Genomic DNA, 21,564 nt, shown 5'->3' with positions numbered 1-21,564 from the left:
CTTAATCCCCAAATCTAGACATACTGTCATTGCTATTGACCGGAAACTTTCCCAGATTGGTGAATTACTGGGGAAAATAGAGATCTGAACAAGAGGATGGGGAAGATTGGGATGTAATACCATTGAATATCCACATCATAAGAAGCTGACGGGGAATAAATACCCCGGCTCGTTTTTCCGCCCCGGTCTCTCATTTCTCTTCCCCGGTCGCCCATAGGCGGGGTTTCCACACTCCCTGGGATTTTTGATCAGGAAAATTCGTGACACTGCTATACCTTCCTTTTTTCAAGCACTTTCCAAGGAACGTCAGTCGGATTTCTTTACCTTACTAGAACGGTCGAGCCAACAAACGACCCCTTTATCTACTCGGGAACAACGTCAAATCAGAAGAGCCTTGACTGGCCAGATGACATCCCACTCGATTGAGAAAGCAGCAAAACTCGCCAATATTTTAGTGGGAATTGGGGTTTCGGATGACCTAGAGCCTTTGTTGCCCCTTCTCAAAGACCCAGAGGGAGAAAAAATTTTACAAACTGCCTATCAATTTGCTAATCTCCAAACCAGTACCCGTAACATTGTTACCGCTGCTGAACGAGCTGCTAAAGTGGTGTTTGCCCTGAAAACTTATGCCCATGATGATTCTAGTGGTAACAAAATAGAAGCAAATATTATTGAAGGGATTGAAACTATTTTAACTCTCTATTATAATCAACTAAAATACGGGGTCGAAGTGATTAGAAATTATGACTATTCCTTGCCTGCTATTCTTTGCTATTCCGACCAACTTAATCAAGTTTGGACGAACTTAATTCATAATGGCATTCAAGCTATGGATAGTAAGGGAAGCTTAACCATTGATGTTAGAAAGGAGGATGATCAGATAAAAGTCAGTTTCACTGATAGTGGTAAAGGAATTCCCCCGGAGGTTATACCAAAAATATTTCAGCCTTTTTTTACCACTAAACCCCCTGGAGAAGGGAGTGGTTTGGGGCTAGATATTGTTAAAAAGATTGTGGATAAACATCAGGGTCAGATTTTGGTGGAGTCTGTGCCAGGAAAGACGACTTTTACAGTAATGTTGCCGATCGAGCTACTCTCAGAGTAATATCCTAAATTCTATAGGGCATCCCTTTAACTATTAATCTATAATCCTGAAAAATTCCTTATAATTATATAGTTATCAATAAAGATTATCGCGTTTATCGCACTTATGAGGTACATTCAATTTTATTACCGCTACTCCCTACTCCCTACTCCCTACTCCCTACTCCCTACTCCCTACTCCCTACTCCCTACTCCCTACTCCCTACTCCCTACTCCCTACTCCCTACTCCCTACTCCCTACTCCCTAAAACCGAAGACTTTGTAGCTCACCCAATTGATAACTGCTATAGTAGGTAATACTTCAAACAACGGCTATCTTCACCCAACTATTTTCAAATAAAGCGTTTCGCTCAAATTTCGGATGAATCCGAACAATATAAATAGACTTCTGCTCACTAGCAGATGTTCTATGTTCCCCTTCAGTAATTTTGTACCAATCTAGCGGAAAGCATTCACGGCTGTACAAGCTGTAGTAAAGATCATGGCTTGTTAACAAGGATGGTGCTAGTTTAAATTGAATCGATTCTCCCTTTTTCAAGGCACCATAGTAAAATTTGGTTTCTGGATTCGGTACAGGTAAGAATACTTTTTTAACAAATGCCTGGGGTAACCATTGCTTAAAGTGCAACAGGTTGAAGACATAATAATTTAACCAGACATGAAGCCAATTTTTTCGTTTAATTAGGTCACGGTAAAAGCTGTTGATATCAGTAGGGGCGTGAATTTGCTTGGCATCTACGACTTTAACACCATCTGCTTTAACAGTAGGTTGCTCTACTGTCTCTGACCAGTGATAATACCGCAAACCTAATAAGTATTTACCTGGTTTTAAGATCACGGATTCCCATTGGTTTTCTCCGGATACGGTCAGGGAGCTGATATTAGTGATGGTTTCAAAATCTGGTAGACTGTAAACTACTAATGTCCAGGATTGGGCTGATTGTTTAGCTGCACTGGCATCAAAGCTAATTAGCTCTTTGACCTGAATCGGTCCAACTAGAGAAATAATAGCGTGAAGATTCCAACGAGCTCGACTCATTGCCCAAATTAATTTGATGGGCTTTTTTAAAAACTCGGCTGATACGAGTTGCCACTGGAGATTTTTAGTGTTTTTTTTGGAGGTAAAGTATCCTCCGATGGTTTGCATCACAAATCTTAGGATGCGGGAAAATATGAAAGAGAGTATGGATAAGGGTATTTCCCAGAAAAGCTCTAAATTAGTCATTTGTTAGTATAGCGGAGGGAGCAGGGAGCAGGGAAGAGGCAATAGGCAAGAGGCAATAGGCAATAGGCAAGAGGCAAGAGGCAATAGGGAAAAAATAATGTGTACCTCATAGCTATGAAAAATGCTATAGTTGGTAATGGATATTGTTAAATTTAGCTGTTACCTTTTACCTGTTACTTGTTACCTTTTCAATTTTTAATTTTTCAGGTTTAATCGCTTTTCGGCGATAATTGCAACTATAGCATCTGGTGCATCGACATGGAGGTTATGTCCTCCTGATAGTTTGACTGTTTTAGCGTGAGGTATTGCAGCTTGTTGTAAGGCTAGGTCTTCGGGTCGGTTAAAGTTGCTATTATTGCCATAAACTAAGGTAGTGGGAGCTTTAATTTGACTCAGTAGCTGTGTGTATTTATCCCGATTAAAACCTGTTCCACTTAAACCAATTCCCGTACGAATTTGCAGTCTTGGATCCCAGCGCCAACGTACACCACCATCAAAAGGTTCGGTAAGTCGCTGAGCATGTTTTAAAGCTAATTCTTCAGAGAGGTTGGGGGTTAAGCGGCGCAGACGATTAGCAGCAGCTTCGATATCCGCAAAGACCTGGTGTTGGGGTGGGGATGCTAGATAATCTAAGTGGGTTGCTATATTTTGAGCGGTTTGATCGTCCTTCTGTTCTCCTGGTAGCACGGGCTCCAGCAATAGTAAGGATTTGACCTTTTCCGGTCTGACACTGGCAAAGGTGGCAGCAACTACAGCCCCCATGGAATGACCGACTAGAATAAATGGCTGGTCTGTCAGTGCCTTTGCGTTCGGCTCTGCCGTGCCAAAGGCGATCGCATCCAAATCCCCTAAGTAGTCAATTAATTGATAAGACCCTCCCATACCTACATGCTGGGAAAGTCCATGGCCTCGCTGGTCAGGTGCAACGACTCGATATCCCATACTTGCTAAGGGACGGGCAATTTCTTCCCAAGCCGCTCCATGTTCTAACACACCATGGACACATAGGATTAATTCTCCATCCGCCGGACCCCAACTACACAGACAAAGCTGTAAACCCCGCACGTCTAGATAAGACTCTTGCATCGGTTCAAGTTCTTCGCGTAGCGTGGCCTTTTGGCCAAGGTTAGGAGGTTGAAGGTTAGAAGGTTGAAGGTTAGAAGGTTGAAGGTTAGAAGGTTGAAGGTTAGAAGGTTGTTCGCCCTTCGGGTTCGAGTCGGGTAGGTTGGCTGGTTGGGCTGAAGGTTCAACCAGTAACGGCAATTGATAATCTAACCGTGTCGCCACCTCTTCCGCAAATTTCCCCAAAGGCCGGGGCAACTGGATTTGCCGCCAAACTTCTCCCAAAGTCGAATCAATTTGGTTATGGTTGCGGAAATTGGGGTCATCTACCGGTAGGGATTGGGGATGAACGCCATCGGTCATCCGCTGACCTTGATAGGGTTCTAAAACCGCCTCATCAAAAGGAATACCCAGAAACTCACACAACTTTGCCATCACCAAAGCAGGTTGCTTGACTAGTTCCTCGTAATACACTAAATGATGATTAGATGGTGCAATTTCCTCGAAGAAGTCTAGGATATTACGGTTACAGGTTGTCCAAACTTGCTCTGCTAGCCAATAAGGGTCCACCTCATCAAAACCAAGGATTTTATCCATCCGATTTTTCACGAACGAATCAATTACAGCATAGGGATGACGTACCAGATGAATATACTTCGCTTCTTCAAATAAATCTTCCGCGTGCCTTAGGGTTTCCAGACTGCCAGCATAGGTAGGAGACTTATCCACAAGAGTACGTTTACCCGTTAGTTCCTGTAACCTGCCATAAACCTTCTGAATTGACCAATCTTGCTCCGTTATCTCCTCTACCAGTGTTGTACTTGCTTCGGCATCTAGGTTCATGATTTCCATGAAAGCTCGCGCTAACCCTTCTCCTAAGTGAGTTGAACCTAGGGATTGATTGCGCTCAGCCATAGTGTCAAAGGGCAATAGGTGTAATTCTGGTGGACAGAATAAATCCCGATGACCAGCTAGCATCACCCGCAGTAACGTAGAGCCTGACCGAGGGCTACAGAGCAAAAACACCATGCTCCGATTGCGCTGGCTGGGTTTGGTAAAATTGCGTTCGCTATTGTTATTCCATGCCCAAGGATTAGCCCAATTCTTAATATCTGAGAGACTAGTAGTGGTCAATGAGGTTTGGGTTGGCTGGGGCTGATGAAGCCGTTCCATCTCCAAAGCCAAGTACTCAGCTAGAGCCGTAATCGTTGGTCGCTCATAAAACTCCCTAGGATAAAGAGTTATCTTCAGGTCTTTCTTACAAGAATTGAGTACCTCTACAATCATTAAGGAATCAGCACCCAAATCCATCAGGTTGCTCGACCCTGAGATTTCCCGACTTATCCCTAAAGCCTTAGCAATCTGTTGCTTAAGGTAATCTTTTAATAACTCTTCCCGTTGGGTTGTTGTACTGGCGAGCAGTTGATCAAAAATCCCAGAATTGTCGTTTTCCCCATCCCCCTGAGGCGGTAGTGTTTCTGTTGTGATTACCTCTGATAGGAATAACGGTAACTCTATCGGTAGTCGTTCTTTTAACTTTGACCACTCCACCGGTAATACCCCCACCTGAGCCCCATCTTGTGCCAGAAGAAGTTGTTCGAGTATCTGTAATCCCTGTGGTGCTTGAATTGGCTCGATTCCCAGCATTGCCATCCGTTTACCGACGCCAGCGGCTAAACCCATCTCAGCCCAAGGTCCCCAATTAATACTTAAAGCTGGGCTACCTTGGCCTTGTCGATAATGGCTTAGGCTATCTAAAAATCCGTTAGCTGCGGAATAGTTTCCTTGACCAGGGGTACCTAGGATAGAAGTAGCCGAAGAAAATAGTACAAATAAGTCTAGGGCTATATCCTGAGTCAACCTGTGTAAATTCCAGGCTCCCTCAACCTTCGGTTTCATCACCTTGGCAAATTTTGCCCAATCTTGATGCAGCAGCACCCCATCCTCTAGGACCCCTGCACCATGGATAATTCCTTTGAGGGGGGGTAGGGAAACCTGAATTCTGTTGAGACAGTCCCTAACTTGTGCTTCCTGGGATACATCCACCTGCTCCAGGACTACCATCACACCTTGTTCTTCTAATTTCTTTATTATTTCTGACGCCCTAGGATTTGGTTGGCTTCGTCCTACCAGTACTAAATACCTTGCGCCCTTGCCTACCATCCATTCAGCTACCTTTAACCCCAGTGACCCCAAACCACCAGTAATTAAATAGGTGCTATCTGGTTTTAGCTGCAATGGTGAGCTAGCAAGTTGGGACTGTTGCTGTTGATGAATCAGTCGAGGCACATAGGTTTGTCCATCCCTCAAAACCAATTGGTTTTCTCCCTCTGGCCGTAATATCTGCTTGAGCACCATTAATGATTGCTCTTGGTAGTGCTGCTCAGTGCTCAGTGCTGAGTCTTGGCTTGGTTCTAGGTCTATTATCCCTCCCCAGAGTTCCGGATGTTCTTGGGCAATAACAGCACCTAAACCCCATAGGGGAGACTGGGCAATCCGTAAGGATTTTTTTGTCTTACCTGCCGGTTGGGTGCCCTCGGTAACTAACCACAGACGGGGGGATTGAGCTAATTCTGCTTTCACCAAAGCTTGCAGCAGATGCAAGACACTACCACAACCGTTTTCTAAGGTTACATCTAGGGGAAATGTTTGGAATCCGTCCAGTGCGGGAGTATCTAAACTCCACATATGAACCACAATCACAGATGTTGCTGTTAGGGATTCGACTTCTTGAGCTAACAGACGCTGAAACTGTTGCGGTTGCGCTGGGTTAATTTGGTAATGGTTTGCTTGTAATTGTTCATAGCTTGAACCACGGGAAATTAGCAAAACCTTTTGGCATTTTGCTTCCAGCTGTTGAATTAATGTTTCTCCAAATGTTTCTCCAAAGCCGCCTTGATCAGCAAAAATCAACCAAGTTGTACTAGATGTAGATATATCAGTAGATACATCAGATGAATCTACATCCTTAGGTCGCCATGCTATCTCATACAACCAATCCCCATAGGAGGGAGTGGATAGTTGGCCATAGGAAATCGGGGATAATGGTTTTACTGAAGTGGTATCTAGCCAATACCGTTGCCGTTCAAAAGGATAAGTGGGTAGGGAAACTAGACGACCGGGGTTATGCTGATGGAATCTTCCCCAGTCTACTGATGCGCCATGTTTATATAGGCTTGCCAAACTTTCCAGCATTTGCTGACTATCTGGTTTTCCTGGGCGCAAACTTGGTATAGCTGTGAGCTTTCCTTTCGGTAAGCAGGCTTTGCCCATTCCCAATAGGCTAGGCTTCGGTCCTACTTCCACACACAGATGATAACCCTGTTGATACAGGGTTTCCATGCTCTGGTAAAATTTAACGGACCCACGGACATGGTCACACCAATACTCGGTCGTAGCGATCGCGGCAGTAGCTAATTTTCCAGTTAGATTCGAGATTATCTCTATTTGCGGGGGATGTAAGGATATTTCCGATAATACCTGGGCAAAATCTGCCACCATTGGTTGCATGAGGGCAGAATGGAAGGCATGAGAGACTGGCAACTTTAGTGATTTGACCTTTTGAGAGCGTAGTCGGGCTATCACGGTTTGAACCGCCTCACTTTCCCCAGAAATCACAATATTTTCCGGACCGTTAATGGCAGCGATTGAGACTTTGTCGGATAGGGCTTGAATTGCCTCAGTTACCTGCTGCTCATTGGTCAACACCACCGCCATCTCACCACCTTCTGGCAACTGTTGCATCAAACGCGCTCTTTGGGCAATCAGCTTTAGCCCATCTTCTAAGCTAAAGACTCCTGCTACAGTTGCTGCCACATATTCCCCAACACTATGACCCATAACCACGGTTGGTTCGATGCCCCAAGACCGCCATAACTGAGCCAGGGAGTATTCTAGAGCAAATAATGCTGGTTGGGTGTAGGCCGTTTGATTTAATGTTGAGTTGTCACTGTTGTCGCTGAAGATTTCCGCATACAGCACATCCAGTAACGGCTGTTCTAAATAGGATTGCAGAATTTCGGCGCATTGGTCGAGATAGCCAGCAAATATTGGTTGGGTTTCGTAGAGTTGCCGTCCCATACCACTATACTGAGAGCCTTGACCGGTAAAGAGGAAAACGATTTCGGGGGGAGTAGGGCTATTTTGTGCTATTTTATCCGAAATCGTTTCGCTTTGTGTCAACTTGGTCAGTTGTTGCTGCAACTGGTCAGTGGATTGGACTAGGAGGGCTAGACGATAGTTAAAATGCGATCGCCCTTTATTGCTGGTCAAACAAATATCTGCCAGTGTGCTTGATGGCTCAGATGCTATGAAGTCTATGTATCGCTTTCCTAGGGCTTGCAGGGCGGTTGCCGTTTTGGCAGACAAGGTAAATAGATGATAGTTTTGCTCTTGATCGTTTTGATCTTGAGATTTTTTTTCTTTATCATTACTTGTCGCTTTTGTCAAGTCTGGCGCTCCTTGTAGCACCACATGAGCATTGGTTCCTCCAAAACCGAAAGAACTTACACCAGCAAATGGCGGAATAACATCCCATGGCCAAGGCTCCCACTGCTGCTGTACTCGCAGGGGCAGTTCATCAAAGGGAATATGGGGATTTGGCTCCTGGAAATGGAGGCTTGGTAAAAGTTCTTGGTGCTTGAGGGATAGGGCGACTTTGATCAAACTAGCAATACCAGCAGCTGCTTCTAGATGACCGATATTAGATTTGACCGAGCCAATAGCAACAGGCTTGTTGGTAGGGTGCGTTAATAACGCACCGGATAACGCACCGGATAACGCACCGTAGTTATCAGAGTTGTTATCAGAGTTGTTATCAGAGTTGTTATCAGAGTTATGTTCCAAAAGAACCGCTTCGCGATCGGCGAAGCCGCGCCAAAGGCGATCGCGTTTTAGGACATTTCCCAAGGCCATCGCTTCAATCGGGTCTCCCAGTAGGGTTCCGGTTCCATGGGTTTCTACATACTGCACATCTGACGGTGAAATGCCCGCTTGCTGGTAGGCCGAGACTAGAACAGCTTCCTGAGCATCTCTACTAGGAGCCGTTAGCCCATTAGTGCGCCCATCTTGGTTAACCGCACTGCCTCGAATCACAGCATAAATTGGATCTTTATCGATCAGGGCTTTGGATAGGGGCTTTACTACTATCACCCCAGCCCCCTCGCCCCTGACAAAGCCATTGGCACGGGAATCAAATGCCTTACAGCGACCATCAGGAGATAAAGCCGTTAACTTACTCAACCCAACCGTCACCACTGGGGTTAGCATCAAATTCACTCCCCCTGCTAGGGCTAGGGTTGACTCACCATTCCATATACTCTGACAAGCCAAATGAATTGCCACTAGGGATGAGGAGCAAGCGGTATCAACCGTTAGACTTGGCCCTTTTAAATTCAGTAGGTAGGAAATGCGATTAGCTGCCATAGTGGAAGCTACACCAGTATTGGTATAGGTATCCACCACCTCTGGACTTTGGAGGAGCAGCTGACCATAATCATTAGTGGAAATGCCAACAAAGACCCCCGTTTGGCTTCCACTGATTTGGCTAGGCACTTGGCCTGCATCCTCTAGTGCTTCCCAAATTACTTCCAACAGTAGTCGCTGCTGGGGGTCGATATAGGTAGCTTCCCGAGGAGCAATGCCAAAGAATTCTGGATCAAATTGATCAACATGCCCTAGGAAACCACCATAACGGCAATACATTTTGCCTGGTGCGGTGGGATCCCCGTCGTAAAATTTCTGGATATCCCAACGGTCTGGTGGCACTTCAGTAATAGCATCCACACCATTTTTGAGCAGTTGCCAGAAGGAGTTTGGGGAAGAGGCACCTGGAAAGCGGCAGCCAATCCCGATAATAGCAATAGGTTCTTTTAACCCTTTCCTCTTTTGCAGCTGCAACTCAAGAAGGGCGCGTTTTTCGGGGGAGAGATTGGCAATCCGCTTAGCAATATCATCCACTGGCAACATAGATCGAAACATAGATCTAGGAACTATTTGATGGGTTTTCCCAGAATTTCTTGGATTTGTGCTTCTGAAAGCATTTCCAACTCAGCTAAGAGTTGGTCTACCTCTTGATCACCACTGGAGGAAATCGATTGAACCGTCACCGGTGAACGATAAAAGGGTGTCGAGGTGAACCGATCCAGATTCTGGAACTGTGCCTCCCATAATTGTTGCATCTCACTACCTGCACTCGACACTCTCGGTTCGATTTTTCTTGGGCTGTCCCCCTGGTTTGAGTTGCTTTGTTGACTTACTGTGGCCAGATATTGGCCAAGGGACTCGATATTGGGATAATCATAAGCCAGTGTAGGAGACAGAGGCACCCCTAACCATTCTTCGAGATCATTAGCTAGTTCGACTGCTGTTACTGAATCTAGACCATAATCAGCAAAAGACTTGCTGATGTTAATAGACCTGGCAGGAAGTTTTGTTTCTCGCGCTAGCCAATCTACTATCCACTTTTGAAGTGTATGGCGGGTTTGCTGAAGGCCGATAGTATTAGTAGTGGGTTCTTTTTCTGGTTTGGTTGGGGCAATGGTTGGCTGCTGCGCCAAGCTCGATTGCCCTACAACTGTCAAGCTATTGTTTAGAAATCCAGCTCGACAAGCATGGCGCTGTACTTTGCCACTGGATGTCTTGGGAATACTATTGGTCTTGAGCAATAACACAGCATAGACTTGAAGCTGGTATTCTTGGGAGATGGCACTGCGGATGGCTTCAACCACTTGATCTACATCTAGTTTCCGCAGGTAATTCCTGGAGACTTCTTGGACAATAACCAATTGCTCAGCCTGTTCCACTTCCACAGAAAAAGCTGCGCCATAGGCAGGGCGAAGAGCCGGATCACTTTTTTCTACGGTCAATTCTATGTCTTGGGGATAATGGTTGCGACCCCGGATAATAATTAAATCCTTGAGACGACCTGTTACAAACAACTCACCATCCTGGATAAATCCTAAGTCACCAGTGCGCAGCCATGGTCCTGAACCGGTATCAGCTAGATAGGCATTAAAGGTTTTTTCCGTCACCTCTGGTTGATTCCAATAGCCTTGAGCAACGCTTGGCCCTTTTACCCAAATCTCTCCGACAGCACCGGCTTCGACTTGGGTGAGGGATTGGGGGTGTGCGATCGCAATTTTTTCATTTAACCAAGTCCGCCCACACCCGACCAGGATTCGAGTCGGCACATTACCATTAGACTGACCATTAGACTGATTGAGACGATTTTCTGGCACGGGAACCACTCGATTTTGTTCAAGAGCTTCCCCTTCAAATTCCCTTACCACTGGAGGTTGGTCTTTCAAGCCCCCAGTGACTAATAATGTGGTTTCTGCCATGCCATAACAGGGGTAAAATGCTTCCCGACGGAAGCCACAAGGGGCAAATTTTTGAGCAAATCGCTCTAATGTCGAGGCTCGAACCGGCTCTGCACCAGTAAAGGCCGTTTGCCAACTGCTCAGGTCTAGGGTTTCTAATTGCTTAGGGGTAATTTTCTGCACACACAGCTCATAGGCAAAATTCGGAGCACCACTGGTAGTCACCTGATATTTTGAAATTGCTTTTAGCCAGCGGTAAGGCTTGCGGAGGAAATCTACTGGAGCCATCAGGATGATGGGAAGACCAACATAAAGGGGTTGTAGGATGCCGCCAATCAGTCCCATATCATGGTAAGCGGGTAACCAAGATAATCCTCTGCTTTGGGGTGTATCTTGGAAACACCGATTAATCAAAGCTGAGTTGTATAACAAATTCCCGTGGCTAACCATCACTCCTTTGGGTTTACCCGTTGAGCCAGAGGTGTACTGTAGAAAAGCCAGGGTGTTGCTTGTTTGGCGCACGGGCGGTTGTGTCTTAGCGCGCGGGTCACGCGCGACGCGACCCTTAGAGTCCGGGTGCTGCCAATCGGATTCCTGGTGCGTAGGCAGATTGTCAGTAGCCAGCCACTTCAGTTGCTTGTTGGCGGAATTTTCAGCTAGCTGAGTCTCTATTTTCTCTAATAGAGGGGTAGTAGTGAGGGCAAATTTGGCCTGAGCATCTGCCACAATTGCCTCTAGCCTGGACAAATTTTGATTGGAGCGGGGGGGATAAGCAGGAACGGCTAACACTCCCGCATACAAGCAGCCGAAGAAGGCTGTGATAAACTCTAAACCGGGTGGATAGAGTAGCAACGCTCGCTCCCCTTTAGCGTTCTGGTGTAGAAGCTCGGATGCGATCGCTTGGGCGTGGTTGTCTAACTGTTTATGGGTAAGGTAGCGGTCTGGGGTTTCCCCGTTCAGTAGAAATGTATAGATTATCTGATCCGGCTGGTGTATTGCTCGGTAACGTAGCAGGTCTACTAAGGTAGAAAATTTTTGTATATTCTCGCTCATCTGATCTAAACTGTCTTTCATCCCTGCACGCCTTATTTTCACAGCCAAATCGTCGCCCATCCCCTGATCGATAGATTTCTTCAGCCTTTTTCTAGACTACAACAATCGTTTATTATCTATTAAGATGGGCATTATTGGCCAATAGCTTAATGAAATACCAATTCCCCTTAGTCATTGGAGGTAAGCATTCCGCTATCAGCATTCCGCTATCAGCATTCCGCTATCAGCATTCCGCTATCAGCATTCCGTTATCAGCATTCCGTTATCAGCATTCTGTTATCAGCATTCCGCTATCAGCATTCCGCTATCAGCATTCCGTTATCAGCATTCAGCTATCAGCATTCAGCCAAGGACTTGTGTCCACGCTACTTGATGTGATTTTGAATAAAAGAGGTAAGCTAAGGCCAAAGGCAGCGCTACGCGAACGTAAGGTCTGAGTTACGGCTGACGGCTGACAGCTGATTGCTGATAGCTTACGTTTCAGTCATGACTTTCAGGCGAATCAGCTGCTCTCCACTCTCGTCCAAAGGAACTTCAATCACGTCACCCGCTAGACGATCCATACAGGTCAGCAGCAATCGCAAGTGGGGAGTACTTGACCCGGTATCCACATACAATCGGTCTGACAGACTACCTAAACGCTTCCAGGTGGTATAGAGTTTGCCAACAGTCTTTTCTAGTGCCAAGGCTTGTTTCACTAAATCAGCAGCAGTGTTTAAACACTCAAGCCGTAGCGCTTCATCTAAAGCCAGTTCCATATCCAAGGATGTGTGATTGATAGCTTGGACTTGGGCAGATGCATCTAGATACTTGGCTAAGCAACGGGCATCTGAGGTCACGTGTTTAACTGTGTCCACATCTGGGTTAGTAGCAATTGCCTCTTGTAATGGAATCAGGTGGATTTCTGGCAGCTTTTCCATCTCTTTGACCAATGGGGCTAGGTAACTGGATGGGAGACCCCCTTCAGCGGATTTTTCTTTAACTTCCTCTGGTAGTAATTCTGAGGACATGGCAGTCCATTGATCAGATGCCTGTTTGACCTCCCGGCGGGTGATGCGATCGCCTTGTTGAGCTCGTTCTGTCACCAGCTGCTGGACTTCGGGAGCCGACTTAGCTGTTTCCACAAATGCCCGTTTACTGAAGTTATTAATGGCATCATGACTAAGCTGACCCTCGATTAACAGAGTATCGGCACTGTTAGCCAGTTCAATCAGGGAGTAAGCCTGACTCTTGCCGATTTCCCGACTTTTGAGCCAATTTAAAAATCCAGCTCCCCTTCCTTCACCCCCTTTTTTCTCCCTGTCTCTTACTACTCGTAGAATCCGTCCCCGCCAGATATCGGTCTGTAAGTCAAAGCGATCGCATACTCGCCAAGCGTAATCCACTAGCTGTTCAAAGTCGGTTTCCTGAATTTCTTCATCCTCTGGGTCCGGGAGTTGGAAATCCAGATCCATGGGTTCGTTGAGCAGGGCAGCGAGTTCGGCGGTAGAGTCAGGCACTTGCACCATAGGGAAAGATTATCCAGTCACGGTAAACACGATTATTGCACGGTTTCCGAATTATAGGACTGTACGCTACCCCTAGATGAGTGTGAATTTATTGTCTGGCATAATACACCAGATGTATAGGTTATTAGTCGTTAGTCATTAGTTTGGTTGCTTTTAAGATCCGAGTTTGACCGTAAACCTAGTTAATGGGATTTAATGCGATCGCACAACTAGTCTGGAATCTTCTAGGCTACTCAATCACTAAAATTTTTACGCCATCACTAGTTTTTTCAAGCCTTGTAAAAATTTTATTATAATCCTTACTAAGTATTGCTTTTTTACGGCAATTTATCCTCTCATTAACTATTTTTTTTTGTCTTAAATTTACATTAACTTAAATCTATTTACGAATATTTATAATAATTATTATAACCTCAATCAATTACATAAATTAATTTTAAGGGCTTACATTGTGCGCCCTTACTCGTCTAATCAGCATCAACTTATAACCGCTATAATGCAAAATAGATAAAATCGAAAAAAGACTACAAAAGACTACTATAGCGTTTCCTAGTAAGCCTGAGGTACATCTAAATTAAATTATTGTTACCTATTTCCTAATCCCTAAAAACCAGTACAAAATTTCCTCACCCACATGTACTTTTATTAAGCCTGAAATAATTGGCAACAAAGGTGGTAAATTATAGCCAACATAGCAAGAGTATGAGAGGTGCATCAAGATGAATCAAAAGAAAACTACTGACAATAAAATAATCCCAGGGAGCTTGGCATTAGCATTTGCTTTACTCATCGGTGCAGCCTGGTGGGTAAGTAGCTCTAACTCTCGCTCCTTGCAATTAAAGCCTATTAGTACTCCGTCTATAGAAGATGTCAACTCTTCTACTACATCTTCTACGACAACAGAGAATGCAACCGAGAATGCTGATGCTCAAACAAACCTTAACCTTAAGGGATTAGGGGATACCGACCGTGGTTATTCAATCCTCAGTAGTGCTAACTTCCGAGACGCTCTGGTTAAGCGGGGGATTGGTTTCAATTATGCTCAAGAGTCAGACCAGGAAACTCGTGCAGCAGCTCTGGGTCAGGAACAAGCTGATCTGATTGGCACTAGCTTAGACCAATTCCTGACTCACAAGCCTAACGGCAAAATCGTTGCTCTGTTGAACCGAACAGAGCAAACAGATGGTAATCAACCCAACTTAGATGTAGTAGTGGCCTCTGAGCGTATCCTGAAATCCAATCCCAAAGAGATCCAAGATTTTGTAGAAACATACTACGACCAGGTAGAGAAAGCTAATCTCAGGGATGGGGAAACTGCCAGTAACGGAATGCAGTTTTTTACAGCAACTGAGGCGAAAGATTGGATGAAATCAGGAACTTTTGCAACAATAATAGGGGAAACTGCGGGAGTGTTGGTAGCTTCGGGTAAAGCAAAAGATGTTCCTGTTAATACCACAGAACTGTTTACCGCTAACTATCTGCCCCCAACAGCTGAGCAAAGTATAGCTACAACCCTTCCCACTGATCAGAATCTGCCGGAAGTTGCGGCTCAACCTCAAGTAGATGATTCTACTGAAGCGGATCAAGCGCAGGGATCACAACCGGAAAAAACCGTTCTTGATACAATAGCGAGTGGGGAAACCCCCAAGACCGCGCTCCCTCCCCAAGACCGCGCTGTATCGCTTACTGAAGCAGAACAAAAACCTGACTCTACCGCCACTCAAGTAGCTGAGGCAGATAATAACACTGAGGCTTCAGTTCCAGGAAAAGGTGAGGAAAAGCCAGAAGTTGCGGCTAAATCTGAGGATTCCTCTAACACTGAAGCGGATCAAGCTAAGGAATCAGAACCGGAAAAAACCGTGACTGAACCAGAACAAAAACCTGACTCTACCGCCACTCAAGTGGCTGAGGCAGATGATAAAGCCAAGGAATCGCAACCAGAACAAAAATCTGAACCTAATCGGACTCAAGTGCCAGAGGCAGAGGGACAAAACCCCCAGCCCCTAACTAACTTAGAAGTTTTAGGTGAAGTCAAGTTTGCCAAGGCTTCGTTTCAATTAAGTCCGATACTTTTTAGCTACCAAAATCTACTTTGCAGATTTTAGCCCACTAATGCAAGCTGCTCTCGCAGCCAGGGGGTATCTCCCAAGGCCAAGATAGGTTTTGTTCCGCTCAAGGCGCATAAATCTGTGTTTAATAGAAAACGCAACCACTATCATTAAAGCTTTGGTTTTCGGCTTCAATTCAAGGAACCAGAATGTTTTCAATGACACTAGATTCTTAATCAAAGTCTAACATATTTTTGAAGATACTGCAAGATATTTGTAGAAAATCGTCAACAGTGGCTAGCCCTCCCATCAATTCGTTGTGGAAGGATTAGGTTTCTCTGAACCCCAACCTGGTACTGACCCGACTTCTCCTGTTAACCAACGTACTGTGATTAGTTTGGCACCGATTCAATCGGGCAATTAGTGACAGATCAAGGCTTGCCAAATTGTTGAAGACTTAAGGGTAATTGGTAATTGGTAATTGGTAATTGGTAATTGGTAATCGGTAATCGGTAATCGGTAATCGGTAATCAGTAATCGGTAATCGGTAATTAGTAACTTGCTCAACTATAGTTGATATGATTCTGATATTGAGCAACGCCCAAGCGACCCGGTCAATTACCCTACATTGCCCTTTAACTATTGGTGAATCGACTTTCTCAACCACAACCGACAGATAGTGATCAATCTCGATGGCATGGCAGCCTTGAATTACGCTTTGCCTATTGCCAGGGGAAAACTCAACCTATTCACACCTACGCCAAAGCTCCCTTGAAGGTACAGCGACCGTTTTATCCAGAAGGGCTAGGGGTTTGTCACAGTGTCGTACTTCATACCGCTGGAGGAATGGTAGCACGGGACAGACTGTCTCAAGATATCCACCTGGAATCGGGGACTCATGCTTTAATCACCACTGCTGCTGCTAGTAAAGCTTATGGTAGGGGCACTTCTAGCGCTAGTCTAAGAAACTATAGCACTAATCATGAAAAGCTTAGCAGTAGTCTAAACCAACCAGAAGCTAGACCAAATATCTCTAGCGCTAATCCTAATAACTATAGCGCTAGTATAAAACAGCCAGAAACTAGACAAATCATCCGGATCCAAGTAGAGACTGGTGCTTGTTTAGAATGGTTGCCCCAGGAAACGATTGTATTCAATGGTGCAGTTTACCGGCAGGATTTGCGGGTAGAATTAGCGCCGGGAGCCCGTTGGTTAGGCTGGGAAATTACCCGATTTGGACGGAGTGCTAGAGGAGAAAGGTTTGTGGAGGGAAATTGGCGATCGCATACGGAAGTTTGGCAGCAAGGACATCCCCAGTGGATTGACCGACAATGGTTACCAGCTAGCGAAGCCACCTTCTCTAGTCCTTATGGTTTAGCGGGACAACCAGTGGTAGGAACATTAGTTTTGGTAGGGGAAGCGCTATCATCAGAGATTATCGAACAAGCCAGGGAACTTTGGAATGCTAGGGAGTATGTAGGGGAAGCTGGGGTAACTCAGCTAATGCCAGGATTATTATGCCGCTATCGTGGTGCTTCGACTGAGGAGGTGAGACACTGGTTTACGGAGGTTTGGCAACTGTTGCGCGTTAATCTATTCGGGCGTCCTATTATTAAGCCACGAGTTTGGCCGTTGTAATATCAAAATTGCTACTAACCACAGGATAGGAGAATGCAACTGACACCCCAAGAAAAGGATAAACTACTAATTTTTACTGCCGCCTTATTGGCAGAACGCCGCAAGGAAAAGGGGTTGAAGCTGAATTACCCAGAAGCCGTTGCCTACATTTCTGCGGAAATTTTGGAAGGTGCGAGGGAAGGACGTCCAGTAGCTGATTTAATGAGTTACGGCACTACCCTGCTGACGCGGGATGATGTGATGGAAGGAGTCCCCGAAATGGTGAATGAAGTCCAGGTAGAAGCAACCTTTCCCGATGGGACTAAACTGGTTACTGTACATGACCCAATTCGTTAATCCCACAAAAAGCTTGATAAGTAACTGTTTAACTCATCTTAAATCATCAGAGGATTCACCGGAGTTGACGGAGTTCTTCTGTGAGATGGATAAGTTGGTTTCTGAGGTCATTGATTTGCTCACTGCTCAGTTGTGCAGTTCCTTGATGATCTACGATGTTATTCAGGCTATTCATACAGTCATTAATCGTATAAAGACAGTTATCAACAATCTGGATTCGTTTCGTCAAGATTTCTTTGAACTTAGGCTCATTTGATTCAAGAATCCTATTGTTGTTGGGTTGATATTCATTGAGTTGGAACTTTAAAATGTTCCATAATTGAACTAATGAACGGAGTCCCATAAGCACCAAACAATGGTAAAAAAACTTTAAAAGAAATCAAACACCAGACAAGAAAAATAAAAAAGTATGGATAGTAGTCATGACTAATTTAATATTGCGAATAGTTGCCAAAATAAATTTTTGAATAACCGGCTGCTGATCAAGCAAAATTTTTCCATAATTAGGATATTTTTGGCGATTAGTATAGCTTTAAAAGCAATGTAAGATGTCAGAGTTGACCAAAAAGGAATCATTAACTGTAGAAATATAACCATAAACTATTTAATAAATAAAAATTCAATAACACCTATATAGATTATTCAGAACAGACTATAGAAGTCAGGATTAATTGATTAAAGACTGTGTAAAGAAAAGATAAGCTAGAACAAAAAATATGGTAATGGTAATAGGTAATAAGCAATAAGTAATAGGTGATAAGCAATAAGTAGTAGGTAATAAGTAATAAGTAATAGGTAATAAGTAATAGGTACAAAAAAAAGCAGTTGACAGCCTCCGTGCTAAGATCGCGCAGCTTCATACCCCAGAATCCTAGAGCCATTCAATGTAGACCCCTTATGCCTAGAGCCTAGAACCTTAAAAAAAAACTAAACTCCACTTCCTATATACTTCAGTGTGTAAGTTAAGGCTACAAAAAAATCTAATTCACGAGATAATCAACTAATTCACCAGATAATGAAAAGCTAGTCAGGGTTTAAGGAGTTAGTTAGTGATTCCAGGCGAAATCATTCCCCAAACAGGGGAAATAGAACTCAATGCTGGTCGTACCACCATCAGAGTACGGGTAGCGAATACAGGCGATCGCCCTATTCAAGTAGGGTCTCACTTTCACTTCTTTGAAGTCAACGAAGCTCTCCAATTTGACCGGGAAGCTACTAAAGGCATGCGCTTAAATATTCCAGCTGGCACCGCTATCCGCTTTGAACCGGGAGACGAACGAGAGGTGGAATTAGTCACTCTTGTTGGTAGTCGTCAGGTGTACGGCTTCAATGGCAAAATTAATGGTCAACTTGATCGGTCAACTTGATATTGTCAACTTGATATACAGTTACTATTTTTTTTCTAAAGCAAGCGCTACCCAGAGGTAATCCCAGAGTTTGGCCGAGGGGATAAAATTCCCCATTACCCATTACCCATTACCCATTACCCATTACCCATTACCTATTACCCATTACCCATTACCTATTACCCTTAATCAAGGAGTTGTTGATGAGTTATCGTATGGATCGTCGTGCCTACGCCGAAACTTATGGTCCTACCGTAGGCGATCGCATCCGCTTGGCTGATACAGAACTAGTGATCGAAGTGGAACAGGACTACACCACCTATGGTGATGAAGTTAAATTCGGTGGTGGTAAAGTGATTAGAGATGGGATGGGACAATCCCCCATCTCCCGCGCCGAGGGTGCTGTGGATTTGGTGATCACTAACGCCCTAATCCTGGATTGGTGGGGTATTGTTAAAGCCGATATTGGTATTAAAGATGGCAAAATAGTTAACATTGGCAAAGCTGGAAATCCCTACATCCAGGACAATGTCACTATTATTATTGGTCCTAGCACCGAAGCAGTTGCTGGGGAAGGCATGATTGTCACAGCAGGGGGGATTGATGCTCACATTCACTTTATTTGTCCCCAACAGATTGAAACTGCGATCGCATCTGGTATCACTACTATGATCGGCGGTGGTACAGGTCCAGCCACTGGCACTAACGCCACAACCTGTACTCCTGGTGCTTGGAATATTCACCGGATGCTGCAAGCTGCGGATGCATTTCCTGTGAATCTAGGGTTTTTAGGGAAAGGCAATAGTGCTAAACCCGAGGGATTACAGGAACAAGTGATAGCAGGTGCCATGGGATTGAAGCTGCACGAAGACTGGGGCACTACTCCAGCGGCTATTGATACCTGTTTAAGTGTGGCGGATCAGTTTGATGTCCAGGTGGCAATTCATACCGATACCCTTAATGAAGCTGGGTTTGTGGAAAATACCATTGCTGCCTTCAAAAACCGAGTCATTCACACCTACCACACCGAAGGAGCAGGGGGCGGTCATGCTCCAGATATTATTAAAGTGTGTAGTGAAGCTAATGTATTGCCCTCTTCTACCAATCCTACCCGTCCCTATACCGTTAATACCCTAGAAGAACATCTCGATATGCTCATGGTGTGCCATCACCTAGACCGGGGGATTCCTGAAGATGTGGCCTTCGCTGAGTCCCGGATTCGTCGGGAAACTATTGCTGCTGAGGATATCCTTCATGATTTAGGGGCTTTTAGTATGATTGCCTCTGATTCTCAAGCCATGGGACGGGTGGGTGAAGTGATTATCCGTACCTGGCAGACAGCCCACAAAATGAAAGTGCAACGGGGAGTGTTATCCACCACTACTGGGGAAACTGGGGAAAATGACAATTTCCGAGCCAAGCGTTACGTTGCCAAGTATACGATTAATCCTGCGATCGCTCACGGAATTGCTAATTATGTCGGTTCCATCGCAGAAGGGAAGCTAGCGGATTTGTGTCTGTGGCGTCCAGCCATGTTTGGAGTCAAGCCAGAGATAGTGATTAAAGGTGGTGCGATCGCATGGTCCCAAATGGGTGATGCCAATGCTAGTATTCCCACACCCCAGCCGATTCATATGCGTCCGATGTTTGGTAGTTTTGGTGGTGCGATCGCAGCCACATCCGTTACCTTTGTGTCCCAAGCTGCCTTAGACCAAGACATCCCAGCTCAAATTGGCTTACAAAAATCCGCTGTTGCCGTTTCCAACACCCGCAACTTGAGCAAGACCGACATGAAACTCAACGATGCCTTGCCACAGATTGAGGTCAACCCAGAAACCTATGAAGTCAGAGCTGATGGGGAATTATTAACATGCGAGCCCGCAACGGTTTTACCCATGGCACAGCGTTACTTCTTATTTTGATTAGTTGCTAGTCAATCACTAGAGCATTTTTTAGATTAATGAGGTACACAATATTTTTTTTATGTTGCCTCTTGCCTCTTGCCTCTTGCCTCTTGCCTAAAATTAAAAATGTACCTCACCAAGTTCATGTAGGGTGGGCAGTGGATCAGACAGATTGACCAAGCTTGCCAATCCCGTTGCTAGGCACTGCCCACCCTAGGATTAATGACTGCATCCAATCTCCCTACTCCCTGACATCTGGCACCAGTCTCAATCAGCTTGGTTCATGTAGGGTGGGCAGTGGATCAGACAGATTGACCAAGCTTGCCAATCCCGTTGCTAGGCACTGCCCACCCTACGATTAATGACTGCATCCAATCTCCCTACTCCCTACTCCCTACTCCCTACTCCCTAATGTTAAGTTTTCTGCTGACTTGACCAAAGAAGTATCGAGCTAGAGGTATAACTGAGTTCAGTTTGACAAAAAATTTAATGATGAATCTAAGTATTGCAGCAGTACTCTTATACGGCATCTTAGCCCTGATTGGGGGAATCATGGGCTATGCTAAAGCCAAAAGCAAAATATCTCTCATTTCTGGTGTAATTAGCGGTTTATTGCTAATATTTGCTGGAATAATGCAGCTTCAAGAACAACCCTGGGCACAAACCTTAGGGATAGCCGTAGCAGCTGCACTGGTGATTGTCTTTGCGATCCGGCTCGCTAAAACTCGCAAGTTTATGCCAGCTGGACTCATGATCATTGCTGGTGTGGTGTCTCTAGGGGTGATGCTTTATCCAGCTATGGCTTAAAACCATGCTTGGATAGTCCCCCCTGAATGCATTTGATCAACCAGAAAAGCACACCATGGGTTTTTACATACAGATACAGGATAGACTAACCGATAGACGTTCTCTGAGTCTATCCGGTATCTGTGTACATCGGTCTCGTGCTGATAAGTGCAAAATGCCAACAGTCTTAGTCCCTAAACTTCCTTTGAGCTTAGTTTTATTCCTGTCTTAGTTG

The 21,564-nt window shown here is 45.0% G+C and carries 15 protein-coding genes; 9 read left to right on the top strand and 6 right to left on the bottom strand.

The genetic code is table 11. The features are described 5' to 3' along the window. Positions 1-244 precede the first annotated feature (244 nt). Together LYNGBM3L_RS04125 and LYNGBM3L_RS39660 are read left to right on the top strand one after the other, a co-directional pair. On the top strand, positions 245-1,105 hold the full coding sequence (locus LYNGBM3L_RS04125) for a sensor histidine kinase (RefSeq protein ID WP_008179440.1): 861 nt from the start codon (positions 245-247) through the stop codon (positions 1,103-1,105). 105 nt (positions 1,106-1,210) lie between these two features. Further along, positions 1,211-1,369: a hypothetical protein gene (locus LYNGBM3L_RS39660; RefSeq protein WP_154659671.1), complete on the top strand. Its 159-nt coding sequence runs from the start codon at positions 1,211-1,213 to the stop codon at positions 1,367-1,369. A gap of 36 nt (positions 1,370-1,405) precedes the next feature. On the opposite strand, the gene LYNGBM3L_RS04120 is transcribed toward LYNGBM3L_RS39660, so the two are convergent. The 3 genes from LYNGBM3L_RS04120 to LYNGBM3L_RS04110 all read right to left on the bottom strand — a co-directional run bounded on the left by LYNGBM3L_RS04120 (position 1,406) and on the right by LYNGBM3L_RS04110 (position 11,784). Continuing rightward, entirely contained in the window at positions 1,406-2,329 is a 924-nt protein-coding gene (locus LYNGBM3L_RS04120; protein WP_044492189.1) for a DUF6208 family protein, read from the bottom strand. Between the two features lie 195 nt (positions 2,330-2,524). Beyond that, positions 2,525-9,370 (bottom strand): type I polyketide synthase, encoded by a 6,846-nt coding sequence (locus tag LYNGBM3L_RS46355; RefSeq protein WP_063747918.1) that lies wholly within the window; start codon positions 9,368-9,370, stop codon positions 2,525-2,527. A gap of 11 nt (positions 9,371-9,381) precedes the next feature. After that, positions 9,382-11,784, bottom strand: coding sequence for an AMP-binding protein (locus LYNGBM3L_RS04110; protein ID WP_229414290.1), 2,403 nt, complete (start codon positions 11,782-11,784; stop codon positions 9,382-9,384). A gap of 113 nt (positions 11,785-11,897) precedes the next feature. Between LYNGBM3L_RS04110 and LYNGBM3L_RS37825 the strand changes: the two genes are divergently transcribed. Beyond that, positions 11,898-12,200, top strand: coding sequence for a hypothetical protein (locus LYNGBM3L_RS37825; RefSeq protein WP_193374685.1), 303 nt, complete (start codon positions 11,898-11,900; stop codon positions 12,198-12,200). A gap of 36 nt (positions 12,201-12,236) precedes the next feature. Here the strand turns inward: LYNGBM3L_RS37825 and LYNGBM3L_RS04105 are convergent, their stop codons facing one another. Then, positions 12,237-13,271 carry a hypothetical protein gene (locus LYNGBM3L_RS04105; protein WP_008179432.1) on the bottom strand — a complete coding sequence of 345 codons (1,035 nt, stop codon included), beginning with the start codon at positions 13,269-13,271 and terminating at the stop codon, positions 12,237-12,239. Positions 13,272-13,990: 719 nt separating this feature from the next. Here LYNGBM3L_RS04105 and LYNGBM3L_RS04100 point away from each other — a divergent pair. Further along, positions 13,991-15,376, top strand: a complete 1,386-nt coding sequence (locus LYNGBM3L_RS04100; protein ID WP_008179429.1) for a hypothetical protein — start codon at positions 13,991-13,993, stop codon at positions 15,374-15,376. A gap of 363 nt (positions 15,377-15,739) precedes the next feature. Here the strand turns inward: LYNGBM3L_RS04100 and LYNGBM3L_RS45420 are convergent, their stop codons facing one another. Next, positions 15,740-15,886 (bottom strand): hypothetical protein, encoded by a 147-nt coding sequence (locus LYNGBM3L_RS45420; protein ID WP_008179427.1) that lies wholly within the window; start codon positions 15,884-15,886, stop codon positions 15,740-15,742. A 78-nt stretch (positions 15,887-15,964) separates the two neighbouring features. On the opposite strand from LYNGBM3L_RS45420, the gene LYNGBM3L_RS04095 reads away from it, so the two are divergent. Together LYNGBM3L_RS04095 and ureA are read left to right on the top strand one after the other, a co-directional pair. Continuing rightward, positions 15,965-16,957: an urease accessory protein UreD gene (locus LYNGBM3L_RS04095; RefSeq protein WP_008179426.1), complete on the top strand. Its 993-nt coding sequence runs from the start codon at positions 15,965-15,967 to the stop codon at positions 16,955-16,957. Positions 16,958-16,990: 33 nt separating this feature from the next. After that, a complete protein-coding gene (ureA, locus tag LYNGBM3L_RS04090) occupies positions 16,991-17,293 on the top strand; it encodes an urease subunit gamma (protein ID WP_008179425.1) in 303 nt (100 codons plus the stop codon). A gap of 55 nt (positions 17,294-17,348) precedes the next feature. On the opposite strand, the gene LYNGBM3L_RS42765 is transcribed toward ureA, so the two are convergent. Continuing rightward, positions 17,349-17,522 (bottom strand): hypothetical protein, encoded by a 174-nt coding sequence (locus LYNGBM3L_RS42765; RefSeq protein ID WP_154659670.1) that lies wholly within the window; start codon positions 17,520-17,522, stop codon positions 17,349-17,351. Between the two features lie 820 nt (positions 17,523-18,342). Here LYNGBM3L_RS42765 and LYNGBM3L_RS04080 point away from each other — a divergent pair. The 3 genes from LYNGBM3L_RS04080 to LYNGBM3L_RS04070 all read left to right on the top strand — a co-directional run bounded on the left by LYNGBM3L_RS04080 (position 18,343) and on the right by LYNGBM3L_RS04070 (position 21,350). Further along, positions 18,343-18,660 (top strand): urease subunit beta, encoded by a 318-nt coding sequence (locus tag LYNGBM3L_RS04080; protein WP_008179421.1) that lies wholly within the window; start codon positions 18,343-18,345, stop codon positions 18,658-18,660. 182 nt (positions 18,661-18,842) lie between these two features. Beyond that, the gene (ureC, locus tag LYNGBM3L_RS04075) at positions 18,843-20,561 is read left to right on the top strand and encodes an urease subunit alpha (protein WP_044492188.1); all 1,719 of its coding nucleotides are present in this window, start codon (positions 18,843-18,845) and stop codon (positions 20,559-20,561) included. A gap of 474 nt (positions 20,562-21,035) precedes the next feature. Further along, complete coding sequence (locus LYNGBM3L_RS04070; protein WP_008179418.1) at positions 21,036-21,350, top strand: TMEM14 family protein; 315 nt, start codon at positions 21,036-21,038, stop codon at positions 21,348-21,350. Positions 21,351-21,564: the final 214 nt, after the last annotated feature.

It is taken from the genome of Moorena producens 3L (assembly GCF_000211815.1).
Classification (GTDB): Bacteria; Cyanobacteriota; Cyanobacteriia; order Cyanobacteriales; family Coleofasciculaceae; genus Moorena; species Moorena producens.
The sequence above is the reverse complement of the archived record's forward strand: the minus strand, read 5'-3'. Positions and strand labels throughout refer to the sequence as shown.